Here is a 16,294-nt window from a genome sequence, read left to right as displayed (position 1 = left end):
GCGCAGGCGCAGCGGCCGGGGCGCTACTCGGTGTCGGTGCAGCGACGCTGATGGAACTTGAGGACGTGAACTGTTGGAGCCTGGCCGAAGCGATGGGTGAGCGGGGCCCCGCGAAACGAACGCGATCGTCGACGAATCGCACGCGGATCGATCGCGATTCTCAGACGCCGTTGCAGGCCAACGCGATCCGTCCCCAGGGGACGACCGGTGGGCATCCTCAAGGAGGGCGAGGAGAACCCGTACGCGACGGGAACCCGCATCCGGGAGACCGAGACTGATCTCGACGGCGGGATTCCCCGCTCCCCTGTCCCTGGTCCCGGAAGCGGGTCCCGGGTTCCTACTGGACGTCGACGAAGTCGCTGGCCGACGTCGCGGCGCCGGTGGCCGTGGTACCCGCGTAGGAGAAGCGGTAGTACCCGTCGCTCGTCGCGGTCGTGGTGGCCGTCACCGCTCCACCGGAGCCGCTGGTGACGGTCTTGAGGGTCGTGTACGTGCTGGTGCCCGACTTGCGGTACTGGAGCTTCACCGACACGTTGCTCAGTCCCGCGTACGCATGGGTCTCCCAGTTGGCGCGGGTGAGCGTGCCCTTGACCGTGATGGTCCGGCCATGGACCACCGGCTCGGGCGAGGCATCCGCGGTCAGCGTGGTGTTGCGCTTGATGTGCACGGAGCCGGCGTATCCGTCGCTGACCGAGCCGCTCGGGAGGCCGTACGCGATGGCGTACGCGTGCCAGGTGCCCGCATAGGAGTTCGTGGTCATGGCAACCTTCGGGTCCACGGTGAAGTGGACCGTGCACGTCGACGTCTGGGCATCGACCGCCACGCACGAGCCCGATCCCTCCTCGGCGGGGAACAGAGCGCCGTCCCTGCCCTGGTCGTCGAAGGAGGTGCCGTGCCACAGGGCGACCCAGCCGGCGGTGACGCCGTCCGGGTCGGCCGCGGTCACCGTGGCGGTGAACGACTTCTTGGCGGAGGTGCCGAGGACGATGTCCTTGCCGCCGTTGACGACGACCTTCGTGATCGTCGTGTCTTCACTGCTCATAGGCCCCGCGTGCGCCTGCGCGGCGGCGGGAAACACCAGAGCCGAAGAGAGAACCAGGGCGCCGGACAGAGCGGCGACCGAAGCGCGTCTGCGCATATGCATCCCCACGGTGAGAAGAAGGGCTCCGCGGGACATCTCCCGACAAGAGCCCATGGGCGCACGCATCTTACAGGTACCGGCGCGCTCTGGGTGAAAGAGTGAACACTCGCCAGGTCGTGGGCGACTCGTACTGCCGGGGGCTGTGGCAGCGACATGGGGCTGGGGCCGCACTGTGTGACGTAAAGGTGCCCCGCCTTGAAGAGCCGCCACCGACAACAGCGACGCCGTCGTGCTCATCTGGCACGATGCGCAACAATCGTGACGCGGCCACCCTGCAGGCCCCTGAACGGCGCGGATGAATTCTCGCGCAGGGCGCAGTCGCCGGAGGCGGCAAAGGGCAGTTGGCGCAGACCCGAAGCGGGAGGGGTGCGGCGCCCGGTTCAGAGCCGCAACGGCTCCAGCCTGCGGCCGCTGCAGACCGTTCAGTGGCCCGGAGCTGCGCGCCGCAGGAACTCCTTGGACACGGGCGGCCACATGCCGTGCCGGATGGCGTCGGTCGCCGCGACGAGGACCGCTTGGACGAAGGAAGGGACCATGTCGTAGCGGCGGGCGAGACCCGGTGCGCCGGAGAGCGTCTGCGGCAGTCCGAATTTGCCCCCGGTCAGCAGGGCCGTACGGATACGGAGGTCCTTGCGCGCGGCGTTCACGGCATGGCGCTGCTCGGCAGCGGTCAGTTCCCCCCGCAAGCCGGCGACATCGACCAGGCCCGGCAGCTCTCGCTCGTACGCCAGGAAGTCAGGCGCACCCGGTTCGGCTCGGCCGTGCAGCGTCGTATGGAGGCGTTGTCAGGGTGCCCGCGGTGACACAGCCGCTCCGTCATCGCCGTCACGGCCGCCAGCTCAGTAATCAGGCCAGTTGAGGCGATCTCTTACGGGCAGCAGGTCGATGACGGCTGGGTTTTCACCAACTCGTCGTGTAGACAAGTCAGTTGTTGCGTCTCTCGGATCGCAACAGGCGGTGATCGCGGTGACTCCTCAGTCGCTCTTCCCGCGATCGCCGACCCCCCTCATGCACAGCGAAAGGCACATGTATGGCGAACAACCGCAGGATGCGCTACTGCGGAAGGATGCTGGCGCTCTCAGTGGCTGCCCTGGGTGCGGTCGCGGGCATAGCCGCTCCGGCCTCAGCCGATGACCAGCCCACCCGGGCACAGCTCATGGCCGACTGCGACTCGGGTGCGGGGAAGTGCACCTTCAACGAACCGCAGTTGGGCCGGGCGTATCTCGGAGGCTTCCACCGGGTCTCCGACTCGCTCTACAACTGCAGCACCTCGGCTGCCACCCAGTCGATGACCTGGTCCGACACGGTCGGTTCCACGGACTCGGCGGGCGTATCCGTGACCGCCGGCGGCAAGATAGCGGGGATCATCGACTTGAGCGTGACGGCGACATACAGCCACACCTGGTCGAGCACGCACTCGGAGGCCAGTTCCGTCAACATGACGGTGAAGCCGGGTGAGGTCGGCTGGATCTCCCGTGCGCAGGTGATGCAGACCGTCTCCGGTACATGGCAGACCCATTACGACGACCGGAAGTGGGGGCACTACTTCTGGTTCGTACCCGACGTCGTCACGGGGCCTGCCTCGAACGGGACGGACGGCCAGAGCAACGCGGTGGTCGTCAAGTCCAGGAAGATGACCGCTGAGGAGAAGCGGTCCTGCTCCGGTCGCTCTGGTGGTGCCAAGACGTTCGTCGTCCGAGACTGATCCACCGATCGCGCGCCTGGCTGCCTCGCGGTCCATATATCCGTGAGGCAGCCAGGGGCAGCTCACCAGTCCTGAGCCCTGATCAACCGCGCAGCTGCCGGGACGGTCGAAGGGGCGCACGCCTGCATGAACGCGGGCGGATGCAGGGCGCTCTGCCCCTGGACGGGGGCCGCCGGGGGGGGGTGAGCCGCGTCGCATCGGAGCGGAGGAGGTTGCTATGCAACGAGTTGCATAGCAGGATCGGCGTCATGGCGCTCGAACACGCGATTTTGGTGTCGCTTTTGGAGAAGCCGGGATCCGGTTATGAGCTGGCACGGCGTTTCGAGCGGTCCATCGGCTACTTCTGGACCGCGACCCACCAACAGATCTATCGCGTGCTCAAGCGCATGGAGAACGACGGATGGGTCGACGTCCGGGACGTCCCGCAGCAGGGCCGGCCGGACAAGAAGGAGTACTCCGTCGCTGACCTCGGCCGGGCCGCGCTGTCCTCCTGGTTGCACGATCCGATCGAGCCGGAGAGTGTCCGCCACGACCTGGCTGTAAAGATCCGGGGCGCCGCCTTCGACGACCCGACCGCGCTGATCCGCGAGGTGGAGCGGCACCGGCAGGCGCATCGGGACCGGCTGGCGCACTATCTGGCAGGAGAGGAGCGGGACTTCACGGGGCCCGAGGCGATCGCGGCCGGCCCGCAGGCGTCGCTCGACGCGGAGCGGGAGCTCCAGCACGTCGTACTGCGCGGCGGCATCGCATACGAGCGGATGATGATCGACTGGCTGGACGACGTCCTTGCCACGCTGGCCCGGCTCGATCCGGGCGGCTGATCGCCGCAGCACCCTCGTAGGTCTCCCGATCCGGCCAGTCCGGCCGTCAGAGTTCGCATTCCCACCCGTCCACCAGCCGAAAGGCGTCTTCACCATGGCTGACCAGCTGCTGTTCAACCCGCGTACCTATGACCCCGCGCACTTCGACTCCGAGACGCGCCGCCTGCTGCGTGCCACTGTCGACTGGTTCGAGGAGCGCGGGAAGCGCCGGCTGATCGAGGACTACCGGACCCGCGCGTGGCTCGGCGACTTCCTCGCCTTCGCAGCGAAGGAAGGCCTGTTCGCCACCTTCCTGACGCCGTCGTCCGCTGCGGGGGAGGGGGAACCGGACAAGCGGTGGGACACCGCGCGGATCGCCGCGCTCAACGAGATCCTGGGCTTCTATGGCCTGGACTACTGGTACGCCTGGCAGGTCACGATCCTCGGCCTCGGCCCGGTCTGGCAGAGCGACAACGCCGCCGCCCGCTCCCGCGCTGCGGAACTCCTCACCCAGGGAGAGGTGTTCGCGTTCGGCCTGTCCGAGAAGGCGCACGGCGCCGACATCTACTCCACCGACATGCTGCTCGAGCCCGACGGCAACGGCGGCTTCCGCGCCACCGGCTCCAAGTACTACATCGGCAACGGCAACGCTGCCGCACTCGTGTCCGTCTTCGGCCGCCGTACCGACGTCGAGGGTCCCGACGGCTACGTCTTCTTCGCCGCCGACAGCCGTCATCCCGCCTACCGCCTGGTCAAGAATGTCGTCGACTCCTCCAAGTTCGTCAGCGAGTTCCGCCTGGAGGACTATCCCGTAGCGGCTGAGGACGTCCTGCACACCGGCCGCGCCGCCTTCGACGCCGCCCTCAACACCGTCAACGTCGGCAAGTTCAACTTGTGTACCGCCTCGATCGGCATCTGCGAGCACGCGATGTACGAGGCCGTCACCCACGCCCACAACCGCATCCTCTACGGCCGCCCCGTCACCGCCTTCCCCCACGTGCGGCGAGCGCTGACCGACGCCTACGTCAGGCTCGTCGGCATGAAGTCGTTCAGTGACCGCGCCGTCGACTACTTCCGCTCCGCCGGTCCCGGCGACCGACGCTACCTGCTCTTCAACCCGATGACGAAGATGAAGGTGACCACGGAGGGGGAGAAGGTCATCGATCTGATGTGGGACGTCATAGCCGCCAAGGGCTTCGAGAAGGACAACTACTTCGCCCAGGCGGCCGTGGAGATCCGCGGTCTGCCGAAGCTGGAGGGTACGGTCCACGTCAACCTGGCGCTGATTCTGAAGTTCATGCGCGGCCACCTCCTCGACCCGGTCGAGTACCCCGGCGTGCCGACCCGCCACGACCGGGCTGACGACGACTTCCTGTTCCGGCAGGGGCCGGCCCGCGGGCTCGGCTCGGTGCGTTTCCATGACTGGCGACCCGCCTTCGACGCGTACGCGCACCTGTCCAATGTGACCCGCTTCCGCGAACAAGCCGACGCGCTCTGCGAGTTCGTCATCACGGCCGCCCCCGACGCGGAGCAGGGCCGTGATCTCGACCTCGTCCTCGCGGTCGGTCAGCTCTTCGCCCTCGTCGTGCACGGGCAGCTCGTGCTGGAGCAGGCCGCCCTGACCGGACTCGACGAGGACGTGCTCGACGAACTCTTCGCCGTCCTCGTGCGGGACTTCTCGGCGCACGCCGTCGAACTGCACGGCAAGGACTCGGCGACCGAACAGCAGCGGGACTGGGCGCTGGCTTCGGTCCGGCGGCCGGTCGTCGACGAGGCACGTACGCGGCGGGTCTGGCAGCGGGTCGAGGCGTTGTCCGGAGCGTACGAGATGGCTCCGTAGGCCCGCCCACGCATCACCGGTGGCCGGGCCGCGCGGGCACGGCCACCGGTTGCTCAGGCTTCGACTCCGTCTCCATTCCCGCTGGCTATGTGGACAACCCGTAGGGGAGTGTGGCCCGGTGGGCCTGACGTCCGGCACACGAAGGCGCCGCCCCGCCGAGGCTCGCGTCCAGCTGCGCTTCGCCGTACTGGCGCAACGACTCGGCCTCCCCCACCGGCATGGTCAGCAGATGCTCCGGCTGCATACCAGTGCCGGGAAGAGGCAGAACCGCAGGTCCTGGCTCTGACCGCATGAGTTGTCGTACCACTCGATGGTGGTGCCGATGAGGCTGGCGGGGGGTGGGGGAGCGGTGGTCGGGGAGGCCATGTGCGCCTGTTTGTAGTCGGGGGCGACCTCGGCCCACACCAGCGATGCGCCCCGGCCGTGAAGACAGCAGCACCACCCGCTGTGCCAGCCGCACGGCCTCCCGCACGTTGTGCGTCACGAACAGCACCGAGAGTCCGGTCTCAGCCCAGATGCGGGTCAGTTCGTCGTGCAGGACGTCACGGGTGATCGCGTCCAGGGCGGCGAACGGCTCGTCCATCAGCAGCAGCCGGCTGTCCTGGGCCAGCGCACGGGCCAGCGCGACGCGCTGCCGCATACCGCCGGACAGTTCGTGCACCCGCTTGCCGTACGCGCCCTGCAGCCGTACGAGTTCCAGCAGCCGCTCCGCCTCCTGCCGGCGCTCCGGCCCCGCGACCCCGCGCAGTTTCAGCGCGAGTTCGATGTTCTTGCCCGCGGTCAGCCAGGGGAACAGTGCGTGTTCCTGGAACATCAGGGCCGGTCGGCCGTCCGTATCGATCGAGCCGGTGGACGGCCGGTCCAGCCCCGCGACCAGGTTGAGGACTTGCCGCACCCCGAGGCTCCCAGGAGGGTGACGAGCGTCGCCGCCGCGGCGTCCTCGGCAGCCTCGGTGATCGTGGCAGCCACGGTCGTCACCTCCTGGGAACTCGTCGGTTCCGGTTGCCGTTACCGGGCGCCGAGACCGGCGTCACTGACCTCACCCTTGCCCTGGGCCTTGAGGACCTTGTTGAGCAGGGTGAGGTCGTAGATGCCCTTCAGATTGGGCTTGTCCAGGAGACCGGCCTTGACCGCGTGCTCTGCCTCGGTGTTGAGGGTGGAGGCCAGCGGGTCGTCGAGGAAGGTGATGGACTTCCAGGCCGGGTCGATGACGTCGGCGGGCAGCGCCTTGCCGGACAGCTTCTCCAGCGCCGCGTTGGCGGACGCCTTCGCCTTCTCCCGGTTGGCGTTGATCCACGCGTTGGTCTTCACCGAGCCGCGCAGCACGGCCTCGACGACGTCCGGGTGCTCCTTGAAGAACTTCTGCGACACGATGATGTTCGTGATCACGAACTTCTTGTCGGGCCACAGCGACGACTCGTCCAGCAGCACCTTGCCGCCCTCGGCGACGAGCTTGGACGCGGTCGGCTCCGGCACCCAGGCGCCGTCGATCGAACCCGACTTGTAGGCGTCCGGGGTGATCTTGTTGTCCGTACGGACGACCGAGACGTCGCCCTTGCCGCTCTGAGCGTCGACCTTCCAGCCCTTCTCCGCGAGCCAGTTGAGGAACGCGACGTCCTGGGTGTTGCCGAGCTGCGGCGTGGCGATCTTCTTGCCCTTGACGTCGCCCAGGGACTTGATCTTCTTCGGGTTGACGACCAGCTTCACGCCGCCGGAGGCGGAACCGCCGATGATGCGCAGGTTCTTGCCGTTCGACTTGGTGTAGCCGTTGATGGCGGGGGAGGGGCCGATCCAGCCGATGTCGATGGCGCCGGCGTTCAGCGCCTCGATCTCGGAGGGGCCGGCGTTGAAGGTGGAGGGCTTGATCGTGGTGCCGCCCAGCTCCTTCTGGAACAGGCCCTGCTGGACGCCGACCAGAGCGGTGGCGTGCGTGAGGTTGGGGAAGTAGCCGATCTTCACTTCGTCGGCGGAGAGCTTTTTGGCGCCTGCCGGGACCGCGGTCTGCTTGCTGTCGTCGGTGGCGTTGGAGCCGTAGCCGCAGGCGGTGAGGAGAAGGGGGAGTGCGGCTACGGCGGCGATGGTGCGCAGGGTGGTGAGCGGTCTTGCGGCAGACACGGCGGTGTCCTTTCAGGGGATAAGTGAGCAGGGAGATACGAAGATGCGAGGCGACTGCTTGTCGGCATGCACCGACACTCCACTCGTCGGCCGTCGGCGGCAGGCAAGCCGTCGCGGGCTGAGAAATGGAACGTGGGGGACGCGGTCAGCCGGGGGTGTCCGAAACGCCGAATCGAGGCGGGACGGGCGGGAAAGCAGCGCTCATTGGGAGTGAGGAGGCTCTGTGGCGTCAGAGGGGCCGACAGATGGCGCTGGAGGTATGGCCGAGGTCGATGTGCCGGCGCGAGGTCAGAAGAGGCAGCGACTGGGCTGTGCGGTCGAGCGTTCCCACGGCCACCCCCCATAGATCCCTAGTTTTCCTACCTGGTTGCTGGGGATCGTGGCAGAAGGTGGCGTCGTCCCCAAGGGGTAGTTCATATGATGGACGTCGCAATCTCGCTTTTTGGGATCAGCGAGTGATTGGCCCAGCGCGTCAGGGGTTTACCCAGGCACCCGGGGCGTTGGTCAACGCGGAAACTTCGGCGGGCAGTTGGGCCGATGCGACCTCGGCGAGCGACACACCCTCGAGGATCTCGCGCACGTTGGACCGCAGCGCGATCCACAGGGGGAGCAGCGACTCGGCGGGGCCGGTGTAGGACAGTTCCGGGGGGCGGACGCCGCGCACCGAGACCAGCGGTCCGTCCACGGTGCGGACGACGTCGGCGATGCTGATGGACTCGGCGGGCCTGGCCAGTCGGTAGCCTCCGTTGCCGCCGCGCTGGCTGAGCACGAGGCCGCCCCGGCGCATGTCGTTCAGGATGCTTTCGAGGAATTTGTGCGGGATGTCCTGGGCGGCGGCAATGGCCTCGGCTTTCAGTGGCCCGTCATCCCGTGACGCGGCGAGCTGCAGCGCGGCACGTACCGCGTAGTCCGCCCTGGCTGAGATCCGCATGTGCGCATTATCCCGTACGGCTTCGGCCGGTGTCCCTTGTGGGCGGGCCGCCGGGCAGGTGGCGGGTGTCCCTGCCCGGCAGCCCGTGGGGGTCAGGCCGCGGCGGGGGTGTAGTGGGAGGCGTCGTCGCCCTCGATGACGTGGCTGAGGGTGCCGTCGATCCCGGCGGGGACGTCGCCCGCGACGGTCACCCGGTGCAGCAGGCGCGGCAGGTCTCCGTAGTCGTCGGGGGCGTAGTGCTGGGTGATGCGGTTGTCGAACAGGACGAGGTCGCCCGGTGTCCAGGTCACCCGCACGATGTTCTCCGGGCGGGTGACGTACGACTGGAAGATGCGCAGCAGGTCGCGGGAGTCGGACGGGTCGAGGCCGACGATGCTCTGGGCAAAGCCGCCGATGAACAGCCCGCGCTCCCCGGTCTCGGGGTGGACGCGGACGACGGGGTGGGCGGTGCGGTACTTCCGGGAGACGAACCGCCTGCGGTGCTCGGCCGCCTTCTCGTTCTTCGGGGCGGCGTAGTCGTAGTCGTTGGTGTGTACGGCCCAGAGCTTGTCGGCGAGCTCGCGCAGCGGTTCGGGCAGGTCGCGGTAGGCGGCGGCCGAGTTCGCGATGAGGGTGTTGCCGCCATACGGCGGGATCACGATGCTGCGCAGCGTGGATGCCTTCGGGGGCGTACGGACGAAGGTGACGTCGGTGTGCCAGTGATTGGCGCGGATGCCCTCGTCGCCGTCGACGGGCAGGATGTGGGGCTGGCCGTCGATGGAGGGGACGGTGGGGTGCGCGGTGGTGAGTTCGCCGAAGAGGGAGGCGAAGCGGAGCTGGCCGGCGTCGTCGAGGTTCTGGTCTCGGAAGATCAGCGCCTTGTGTTCCAGGAGAGCGGAGTTGATCTCGGTGACGACGGCGGGGTCGAGGTCGGTGGAGAGGTCCACGCCGAGGATCTCGGCGCCGATACGGCCGCCGATCCTGCGGATGTCGAAGCCGATGCTGGTGCTCATGTGCGGGTGTTCCTTTCAGGAGGTGATCAGCGGGGAGGTGATCGGTCGGGAGGTCGTCAGGAGGTGATGGGCAGGGACGGTCCTTCGGACCCCGGTGGTCCGAGGGGAGGGCCGACGGCCCGTAGTGCGCCGGGTGTGCGGCCTCGTCCCCAGCCGATGTGCCGGCGGTAGCTGCCGAGCAGGCCGGTACGGTCCAGGTGCTCCTCGTCGCGGGCGGTGGAGCCGTCGGGCAGCGGGCGGGTCACGGGCGCTACGTACAGTGCGTCGGCCGGGCAGTTGGCCTCGCACTGGAAGCAGGTCTGGCAGTCGTCGCGGCGGGCGAGCACGGGGATGCCGTCCTCGCCGCGGTCGAAGACGTTGGTCGGGCAGACCTTGATGCACTTGTCGCAGGTGATGCAGCGTTCCGCCGAGACCAGTTCGATCACGAGGCCACCTCCAGGGGTGCGGCTGGTGCCGCTGATGCCGACGGGGCGGTTGTCAGGGGCTCGGTGCGGGTCCACACTCGGTCGAGGCCGCCCGTGACGATGTGGTGGTGCTGTCCGGGGTCCTGTGCGGGGAAGTCGAGCCGCTTGGCCATGCCTCGGGTCTCCGTGCGCGCCAGCGCCGAGGCGTACATCCAGCGGGCGTGCGCCGCCATCGCCGCCGCCTGCCGGGCCCGTACGGTGTCTCCGCCGTCGGCGTGCAGGGAGGCGCGCGAGTCTTCCCACACGCTGTCGAGCACCTCCAGCGAGGACGTGAGCCGGTCGCCTCGGCGCAGGTAGTTCTTCTCGTACGGCAGCACCTCGCCCTGAACCGCGGCGATGACGTCCCGGAAGCCGTTGGCGGAGCCCGGGGTGCCGGTGGGCCGGAGCCCGGCTCCGCCCGCGGCCACGAGGCGCCTCGTACCGGCGCGGACGCCGAGTGAGCGGGCATGGCGAGCCGCGCCCCGGCCGGCCCAGGTGCCGGAGGAGATGGCCCAGGCGGCGTTGTGGCTGCCGCCACCGGTGAAGCCGCCGCAGATCAGCTCACGGGTCGCCGCGTCCCCGGCCGCATACAGGCCGGGGACGGTGGTGGAGCAGTCGTCGCCGGTGATGCGGATGCCGCCGGTGCCGCGCACGGTGCCCTCGGCGAGGAGCGTGACGGCGAAGTGCTGGGTGAAGGGGTCGATGCCGAGCCGGTCGAAGGTGAGGAAGAAGTTGGGCTGGGCCAGCCGCATCGCCTTGCGGGCCGCCGCGTCCGCCCGGTCGAGGCGGCAGTACACCTTCTCACTGAGTAGCGCCTTCGCGATCACGGACCGGCCGCCCTGGCTGGCCGCACCCTCCAGGACCGTGCCGTCCTCGTGGTAGAAGGTCGCGAAGGAGTAGAACGCGGTCTTGGTGACGGAGGTGCCCTCGGGCGCGATGCCGTACGCGTTGGAGAACTCCATCCCGGACAGCTCCGCGCCCGCCTCGGCGGCGAACAGGGCGCCGTCCCCGGTGTTGACGTTGCAGCCGAGTGCGCCGCTGAGGAAGGCGCAGCCGCCGGTGGCCAGGACGACCGCCCCGGCGCGCACCCGGTAGGGCTGACCGGCCTGGCGCCGGTGGCCCCTGGCTCCGGCGACCGCTCCGGAGGGGTCGGTGAGCAGTTCGGTGACCGGGCTGTGGTCGAGGATGCGGGCTCCGGCGCGCTGGACGCGGATGCGCATCCTGCGCATGTACTCCGGTCCCTGCAGTCCGTTCCTGAGCTGCTTTCCGTCCGGCCCGGTGGGGAAGGGGTAGCGTCCGGCCGCTGCCAGCTCATTCATGCCCGCATACGTCCGGTCCAGGACCCGGGTCATCCAGCGCCGGTCGGCCAGGAATCCGCCCAGTGCCTCGCGGCTCGCCATGGCAGCCTCCCGCGCGGCGGGCTCCGGGGGGACGTACCAGACGCCGGTTCCGGCGGAGGCGGTGGCGCCGCTGGTGCCGCAGTAGCCCTTGTCGGCGACGACGACGTCCGCTCCGTCCTGGGCCGCCTTGAGCGCGGCCCAGGTGGCCGCGGGACCGCCGCCGACCACCAGGACGTCCGTGGTGAGGTCGAGTCCGGTCATGCGGGCCGCCCTTCTGCCGCGGCCGTCACGGTGGTCGCGGTCAGTCGGTTGGCGGGGCGGGCCAGGCCGTAGTGCGCGCGCAGGGTGCGGCCGGTGTACTCGGTGCGGAACAGGCCGCGCCGCTGCAGGATCGGCACGACATGGTCGACGAAGTCCTCCAGGCCGCCCGGCAGATGGGGCGGCATGATGTTGAAGCCGTCGGCGGCACCCTGGGTGAACCACTCCTGGAGCTGGTCGGCTATCTGCTCGGGGGTGCCGGCGAACACCCGGTGACCGCGGCCGGCGCCGAGCCGGGCGATGAGCTCGCGCAGGGTGAGGCCGTCGCGGCGGGCTAGTTCGGCGACGAGCGTGAAACGGCTCTTGTTGCCGTTGATGTCCCGTTCCTCGGGCAGCTCGGGCAGCGGCCCGTCCAGCGGCAGCCCGGTCAGGTCGGTGCCGAGCATCCCGGACAGCTGGGCCAGCCCGTACTCGGGCACCTGGAGATCCGTCAGCTCCTGTTCCAGCGCGCGGGCTTCCGCTTCCGTCGAGCCGATGACGGGGGCGATGCCGGGAAGCACCAGCAACTGGTCCTCGGTGCGGCCGTAGCGGGCGAGCCGCGACTTGAGGTCCTTGTAGAAGGCTTGGCCGTCGGTGAGGGTCTGCTGGGCGGTGAAGACGGCCTCGGCGTACCGGGCGGCGAACTCCTTGCCGTCCTCCGACGAACCGGCCTGCACCAGCAGCGGGTAGCCCTGCGGGCTGCGCGGTACGTTCAGGGGGCCCTGCACGGCGAAGTGCTCGCCGCGGTGGTTGATCTCCCGCACCTTGTCGGTGTCGGCGTACACGCCGCGCTCACGGTCGAGCAGGATCGCGTCGTCCTCCCAGCTGTCCCACAGCTTGGTGGCGACTTCGACGAACTCCCGTGCCCGCTCGTAGCGCAGCCGGTGCTCCAGGTGCTCGTCCTGCCCGAAGTTGCGGGCCTCGTTCACGGTGCCGGAGGTGACGATGTTCCAGCCCGCCCGGCCACCGCTGATGTGGTCCAGGGAGGCGAACTTGCGGGCTGTGTGGAAGGGCTCGTTGAAGGTGGTGGAGACGGTGGCGATCAGGCCGACGTGCTCGGTGACCGCCGCCAGGGCCGACAACAGGGTGAGCGGTTCGAAGCCGCCGAGCGCGTTGTGCCGGACCTTCCCCCACAGGGCGAGGCCGTCGGCGAGGAAGACGGAGTCGAGCAGGCCCCGCTCGGCGGTCTGCGCGAGCTGCTGGAAATAGCGGAGATCGGTGACCCGTTCGGGCTCGGTACGCGGGTGGCGCCAGGCGGCGTCGTGGTGGCCGGCGTTCAACAGGAAGGCGTTGAGATGCAGGTGTCGGGTGCTGGTCGCGGTCATGGGGTACCTCGGATCGGGGGCGGTGAGACGCAGGGGCAGTGAGACCCACGGGCGGGAGGCGAGCGGGGCAGCGCGACGGGACCGGGTGACAGTGAGACGAGCGGGCGGCCGGGTCAGGCGTCGGCCGGTACGCGCCAGGAGCTGAGCCGCCGCTCCACGGTCACCAGGAACTGATTGAAGATCACGCCGATGGCGGAGATCGTGATGATGCCCGCGTACATCTGCGGGATCGCGAAGTTGAACTGGGAGGCGTTGATCAGATAACCGAGGCCCGCCTTGGCGCCGATCATCTCGGCGGCGACCAGCACCAGGATGGACGCCGCTCCGGCCAGCCGGATGCCGGTGAACATCACGGGCACCGAGGCCGGCAGGATGACCTTCTGGAACAGCCGGGGCGCGGACAGATCCATCGACTTCGCCAGCTTCAGCAAGGTCGGGTCGACGTTGCGGACCGCGCTGATGGTGTTGAGCAGGATCGGCCAGGTGCACGCGTACACCACGATGGAGATCTTCGAGGTCTCGCCGATGCCCAGCAGCAGGACGAACACCGGCAGCAGGGCCAGGGCGGCGGTGTTGCGGAACACCTCCAGCAGCGGACCGAGGAGGTCGGCGACCGGCCGGTACCAGCCGATCAGCAGGCCGAGCGGCACGGCGACGGCCACGGCGAGACCGAATCCGCTGAACGAGCGCACGAGGCTGGCGCGGGTGTTGTCGGCGAGCTGACCGTCGGCGGCCAGTCCCCACCAGGCGTGGGCGACCTCGCTGAACGGAGGCAGGAAGATGCGGTCGACCAGACCCAGTCGCGGTGCGGTCTCCCACAGCAGGAGCAGAGCCACGATCGCAACGGACCTGGTCGCCCCCTTGACCAGCAGGTAGGGCAGCCGGCGGACCGCCCGGCGGAACCGGGTCGCCGTGGAGCGGACCTGGCGCAGGCTCGACGGCGATGCGTCATGGGGCGCGGACACAGCGGATGTAGCAGACACTGTGGATGCAGCTGACACTGTGGACGTAGTGGGGGAAACGGTCGGGACGGGCTCGGCGGTGCTCGCCGAGCCCGGCGCTGTGGTCTTCTCGGCGGCTGTGTCGGTTGTGGGGCTCATACGGAAGCCTCCTCCTTCTCCAACTGCTGGGCCCTGGCCACCTCGTCGTGCAGCAGCGACCAGATCTCGTGTCGGTGTCGCGCGAACTCGGGACTGGAGCGGAGGTCGTCGGTCGCCGTACGGGAGTCGAAGGCGACGGGCACGATCTGCTTGATGCGGCCCGGGCGGGACGTCATGACGGCGACGCGCTGTCCCAGGTAGACGGCCTCCTCGATGCCGTGTGTGATGAAGACGACGGTCTTGCCGGTGCGCTGCCAGATGCGCAGCAGTTCGTCCTGCAGCGACTCCCGGGTCTGGGCGTCCAGCGCGGCGAACGGCTCGTCCATCAGGAGTACGTCGGGGTCGTAGGCGAGGCTGCGGGCGATCGCCACCCGTTGCCGCATCCCGCCGGACAGCTCATGGGGGTGGCGGTCCTCGAACCCGGTCAAGCCGACCAGATCCAGGAACTCGCGGGCACGTCCGGCCCGTTGACGCCGTGGGACGCCTGTGGCCTCCAGGCCGAACTCGACATTGCCCTGCGCCGTGCGCCACGGCAGCAGCGCGTACTGCTGGAACACGATGCCCCGGTCCAGGCCCGGGCCGCTGACGGGCTGACCGTCCAGCAGGATCCGTCCGCCGGTGGGCTGGGCGAGGCCGCCGAGCAGCTCCAGCAGAGTCGACTTTCCGCAACCGCTGGGACCGACCAGGACGACGAACTCGCCGGCCGCTATCTCCAGATCGATGCCGTCGAGGGCGGTGAAACGGGTGGCCTGCCGATCCCCCCTGCGGTCCCTGACGGTGAAGTCCTTCCGCACGCCTTCGAAAACGATCTTGGACGTCGTGGATTGCGTGGTGGATTCCGGCATGGGATCAGCTCCCGCTCTTGGTGGCGGAGGAGGACTTCTGGTTGCCGTTGAACTCATTGGTGTAGAGGTCCGACAACGTGACCTGGCCCTTCTTGATGTCACCGCGGTCGGTCAGCCAGTCGACCCACAGCTGGAGTTCCTTGCCGGTGATCAGGCCGGCCTTCTCGGTGACGCCGTAGGAGCGCCAGTACTTCAGGGGTGCGGTGTCCTCGTTGCGGCCGCGCTTCTTCACGATGTCCGTCATCCGGGCGATGACCTCTTCATGCGCAGTGGAACGGGACCACTCGATGGCACGCCCCACGCCGGTGACGAAGATGCGGGCCGTGTCGGGGTTCTGCCTCAGGAACCGGTCCGTCATCACGTAGGTGCCTGCGCTGAATGCGCCGAGCAGTTCATAGTCGGTGAAGAGCGGGCGGATGCCCCCGGCTGCCAGTGCCTTGTCGCGCAGAATGCCGCCGAGCACGGCCACGTCGATCTGCTTCTGCCGCAGCGACTGCTCGGTGTTGACCGGAGGCACCACGAGGGGTTCGACCTTGCCGATCTCCGCCTGGGACAGACCCCCTCGCTGCAGATAGATGTCGAGCATGGCCTCGGCATGGGCTCCGAGGGTATTCATCCCGACCTTCTTGCCGAGCAGGTCCCGGGCCGAGCGGATCGGGCTGTCCTTGAGGACGTAGAAGCCGTTGTAGGCGTACTTGTCGGATCCGTAGTAGCTGATGACGGCCTTGACGGGGGCGTGGTTCGCGGCGAGTTTGACGACCGCGCCGTTGAACGCGCCGCCGAAGTCGACCTGACCCGTGGCCGCGGACTGGATGTCCTGCGGACCGCTGATGGTGTTGCCGACCCACTTCAGCTTCACGTCCTCCAGATAGCCGAGATCCTCGGCCAGCTCGGGCAAGGTCACCTGACCCGCCCAGCCCTGATACCGGAGCGTCTTGGTCTGGCCCTTGCCGGAAGCGGCTCCGGCGGTCGTGCCGCAGCTCACGGCCACCGCAGAAAGACCGAGCAGGGAGAGGAACTGGCGTCGGGTCGATGCCGTAGTGGCCATGGAAAGGTCCTGTTCACGCGAATGGGGACTGAGGCGGAATCGATGGCATGAGGAAGCCGTGACCGAGAGGGTTGCTCGGCAATTGGGCGCAAGCAATGCGGACAGCGAAAGGGGAAAGAGATTCGCCAGGAATGCCTGCGAGGAATCAGCCGCCTACGCCGACAACGGTCGTGGTGGCCGATGGTGAAAACGGAGCGGGAGAGCGGCGCCCGTCAGTGCGTTCAGCGGCCGACGGCACAGATGGCGCTGGCCTGACGTCGCAGATCGACGTGCAGGCGCGCGGCGAGGTTCTCGGACTTGCTCACAGTCAAGAGAGTTGCAGCGGAATCCGGCCAAGTCAATGTCGCCTGCGCGGGCGTCTCGTATTCTGAA

General features: G+C 68.7%; 14 protein-coding genes and 1 pseudogene. 3 read left to right on the top strand and 12 right to left on the bottom strand.

Features of this window, described 5'->3' with window-relative positions; genetic code table 11:
- Positions 1-337: 337 nt before the first annotated feature.
- Positions 338-1,042: a hypothetical protein gene (locus ACWD3E_RS32080; protein ID WP_451391040.1), complete on the bottom strand. Its 705-nt coding sequence runs from the start codon at positions 1,040-1,042 to the stop codon at positions 338-340.
- A 521-nt stretch (positions 1,043-1,563) separates the two neighbouring features.
- Positions 1,564-1,827, bottom strand: coding sequence for a hypothetical protein (locus tag ACWD3E_RS32075; RefSeq protein WP_451391039.1), 264 nt, complete (start codon positions 1,825-1,827; stop codon positions 1,564-1,566).
- 380 nt (positions 1,828-2,207) lie between these two features.
- Here ACWD3E_RS32075 and ACWD3E_RS32070 point away from each other — a divergent pair, with 380 nt between their 5' ends.
- The 3 genes from ACWD3E_RS32070 to ACWD3E_RS32060 all read left to right on the top strand — a co-directional run bounded on the left by ACWD3E_RS32070 (position 2,208) and on the right by ACWD3E_RS32060 (position 5,486).
- A complete protein-coding gene (locus ACWD3E_RS32070) occupies positions 2,208-2,846 on the top strand; it encodes a hypothetical protein (RefSeq protein ID WP_451391038.1) in 639 nt (212 codons plus the stop codon).
- Between the two features lie 248 nt (positions 2,847-3,094).
- Positions 3,095-3,667, top strand: a complete 573-nt coding sequence (locus tag ACWD3E_RS32065) for a PadR family transcriptional regulator (RefSeq protein WP_451391037.1) — start codon at positions 3,095-3,097, stop codon at positions 3,665-3,667.
- Positions 3,668-3,761: 94 nt separating this feature from the next.
- Positions 3,762-5,486 (top strand): acyl-CoA dehydrogenase family protein, encoded by a 1,725-nt coding sequence (locus tag ACWD3E_RS32060; protein ID WP_451391036.1) that lies wholly within the window; start codon positions 3,762-3,764, stop codon positions 5,484-5,486.
- Positions 5,487-5,892: 406 nt separating this feature from the next.
- Here the strand turns inward: ACWD3E_RS32060 and ACWD3E_RS32055 are convergent.
- The 10 genes and pseudogenes from ACWD3E_RS32055 to ACWD3E_RS32010 all read right to left on the bottom strand — a co-directional run.
- A pseudogene (locus ACWD3E_RS32055) lies at positions 5,893-6,464 on the bottom strand (ABC transporter ATP-binding protein); the annotation flags it as partial.
- A 30-nt stretch (positions 6,465-6,494) separates the two neighbouring features.
- Positions 6,495-7,601 carry an ABC transporter substrate-binding protein gene (locus ACWD3E_RS32050; protein ID WP_451391035.1) on the bottom strand — a complete coding sequence of 369 codons (1,107 nt, stop codon included), beginning with the start codon at positions 7,599-7,601 and terminating at the stop codon, positions 6,495-6,497.
- Between the two features lie 472 nt (positions 7,602-8,073).
- On the bottom strand, positions 8,074-8,532 hold the full coding sequence (locus ACWD3E_RS32045) for an RrF2 family transcriptional regulator (RefSeq protein WP_451391034.1): 459 nt from the start codon (positions 8,530-8,532) through the stop codon (positions 8,074-8,076).
- Between the two features lie 92 nt (positions 8,533-8,624).
- Positions 8,625-9,524, bottom strand: a complete 900-nt coding sequence (locus ACWD3E_RS32040; protein WP_451391033.1) for a TauD/TfdA dioxygenase family protein — start codon at positions 9,522-9,524, stop codon at positions 8,625-8,627.
- A 56-nt stretch (positions 9,525-9,580) separates the two neighbouring features.
- Entirely contained in the window at positions 9,581-9,949 is a 369-nt protein-coding gene (locus tag ACWD3E_RS32035; RefSeq protein ID WP_451391032.1) for a 4Fe-4S dicluster domain-containing protein, read from the bottom strand.
- The gene (locus ACWD3E_RS32030) at positions 9,946-11,568 is read right to left on the bottom strand and encodes an FAD-binding protein (RefSeq protein ID WP_451391031.1); all 1,623 of its coding nucleotides are present in this window, start codon (positions 11,566-11,568) and stop codon (positions 9,946-9,948) included. Before ACWD3E_RS32030 ends, ACWD3E_RS32035 begins: the two co-directional genes overlap by 4 nt.
- Positions 11,565-12,929 carry an LLM class flavin-dependent oxidoreductase gene (locus tag ACWD3E_RS32025; RefSeq protein WP_451391030.1) on the bottom strand — a complete coding sequence of 455 codons (1,365 nt, stop codon included), beginning with the start codon at positions 12,927-12,929 and terminating at the stop codon, positions 11,565-11,567. Before ACWD3E_RS32025 ends, ACWD3E_RS32030 begins: the two co-directional genes overlap by 4 nt.
- A 113-nt stretch (positions 12,930-13,042) precedes the next feature.
- On the bottom strand, positions 13,043-13,894 hold the full coding sequence (locus tag ACWD3E_RS32020; RefSeq protein ID WP_451391029.1) for an ABC transporter permease: 852 nt from the start codon (positions 13,892-13,894) through the stop codon (positions 13,043-13,045).
- Between the two features lie 131 nt (positions 13,895-14,025).
- Complete coding sequence (locus tag ACWD3E_RS32015) at positions 14,026-14,874, bottom strand: ABC transporter ATP-binding protein (protein WP_451391028.1); 849 nt, start codon at positions 14,872-14,874, stop codon at positions 14,026-14,028.
- Positions 14,875-14,878: 4 nt separating this feature from the next.
- Positions 14,879-15,922, bottom strand: a complete 1,044-nt coding sequence (locus ACWD3E_RS32010) for an ABC transporter substrate-binding protein (protein ID WP_451391027.1) — start codon at positions 15,920-15,922, stop codon at positions 14,879-14,881.
- Positions 15,923-16,294: the final 372 nt, after the last annotated feature.

Source organism: Streptomyces sp. NPDC002676 (assembly GCF_053592455.1).
The sequence above is the reverse complement of the archived record's forward strand: the minus strand, read 5'-3'. Positions and strand labels throughout refer to the sequence as shown.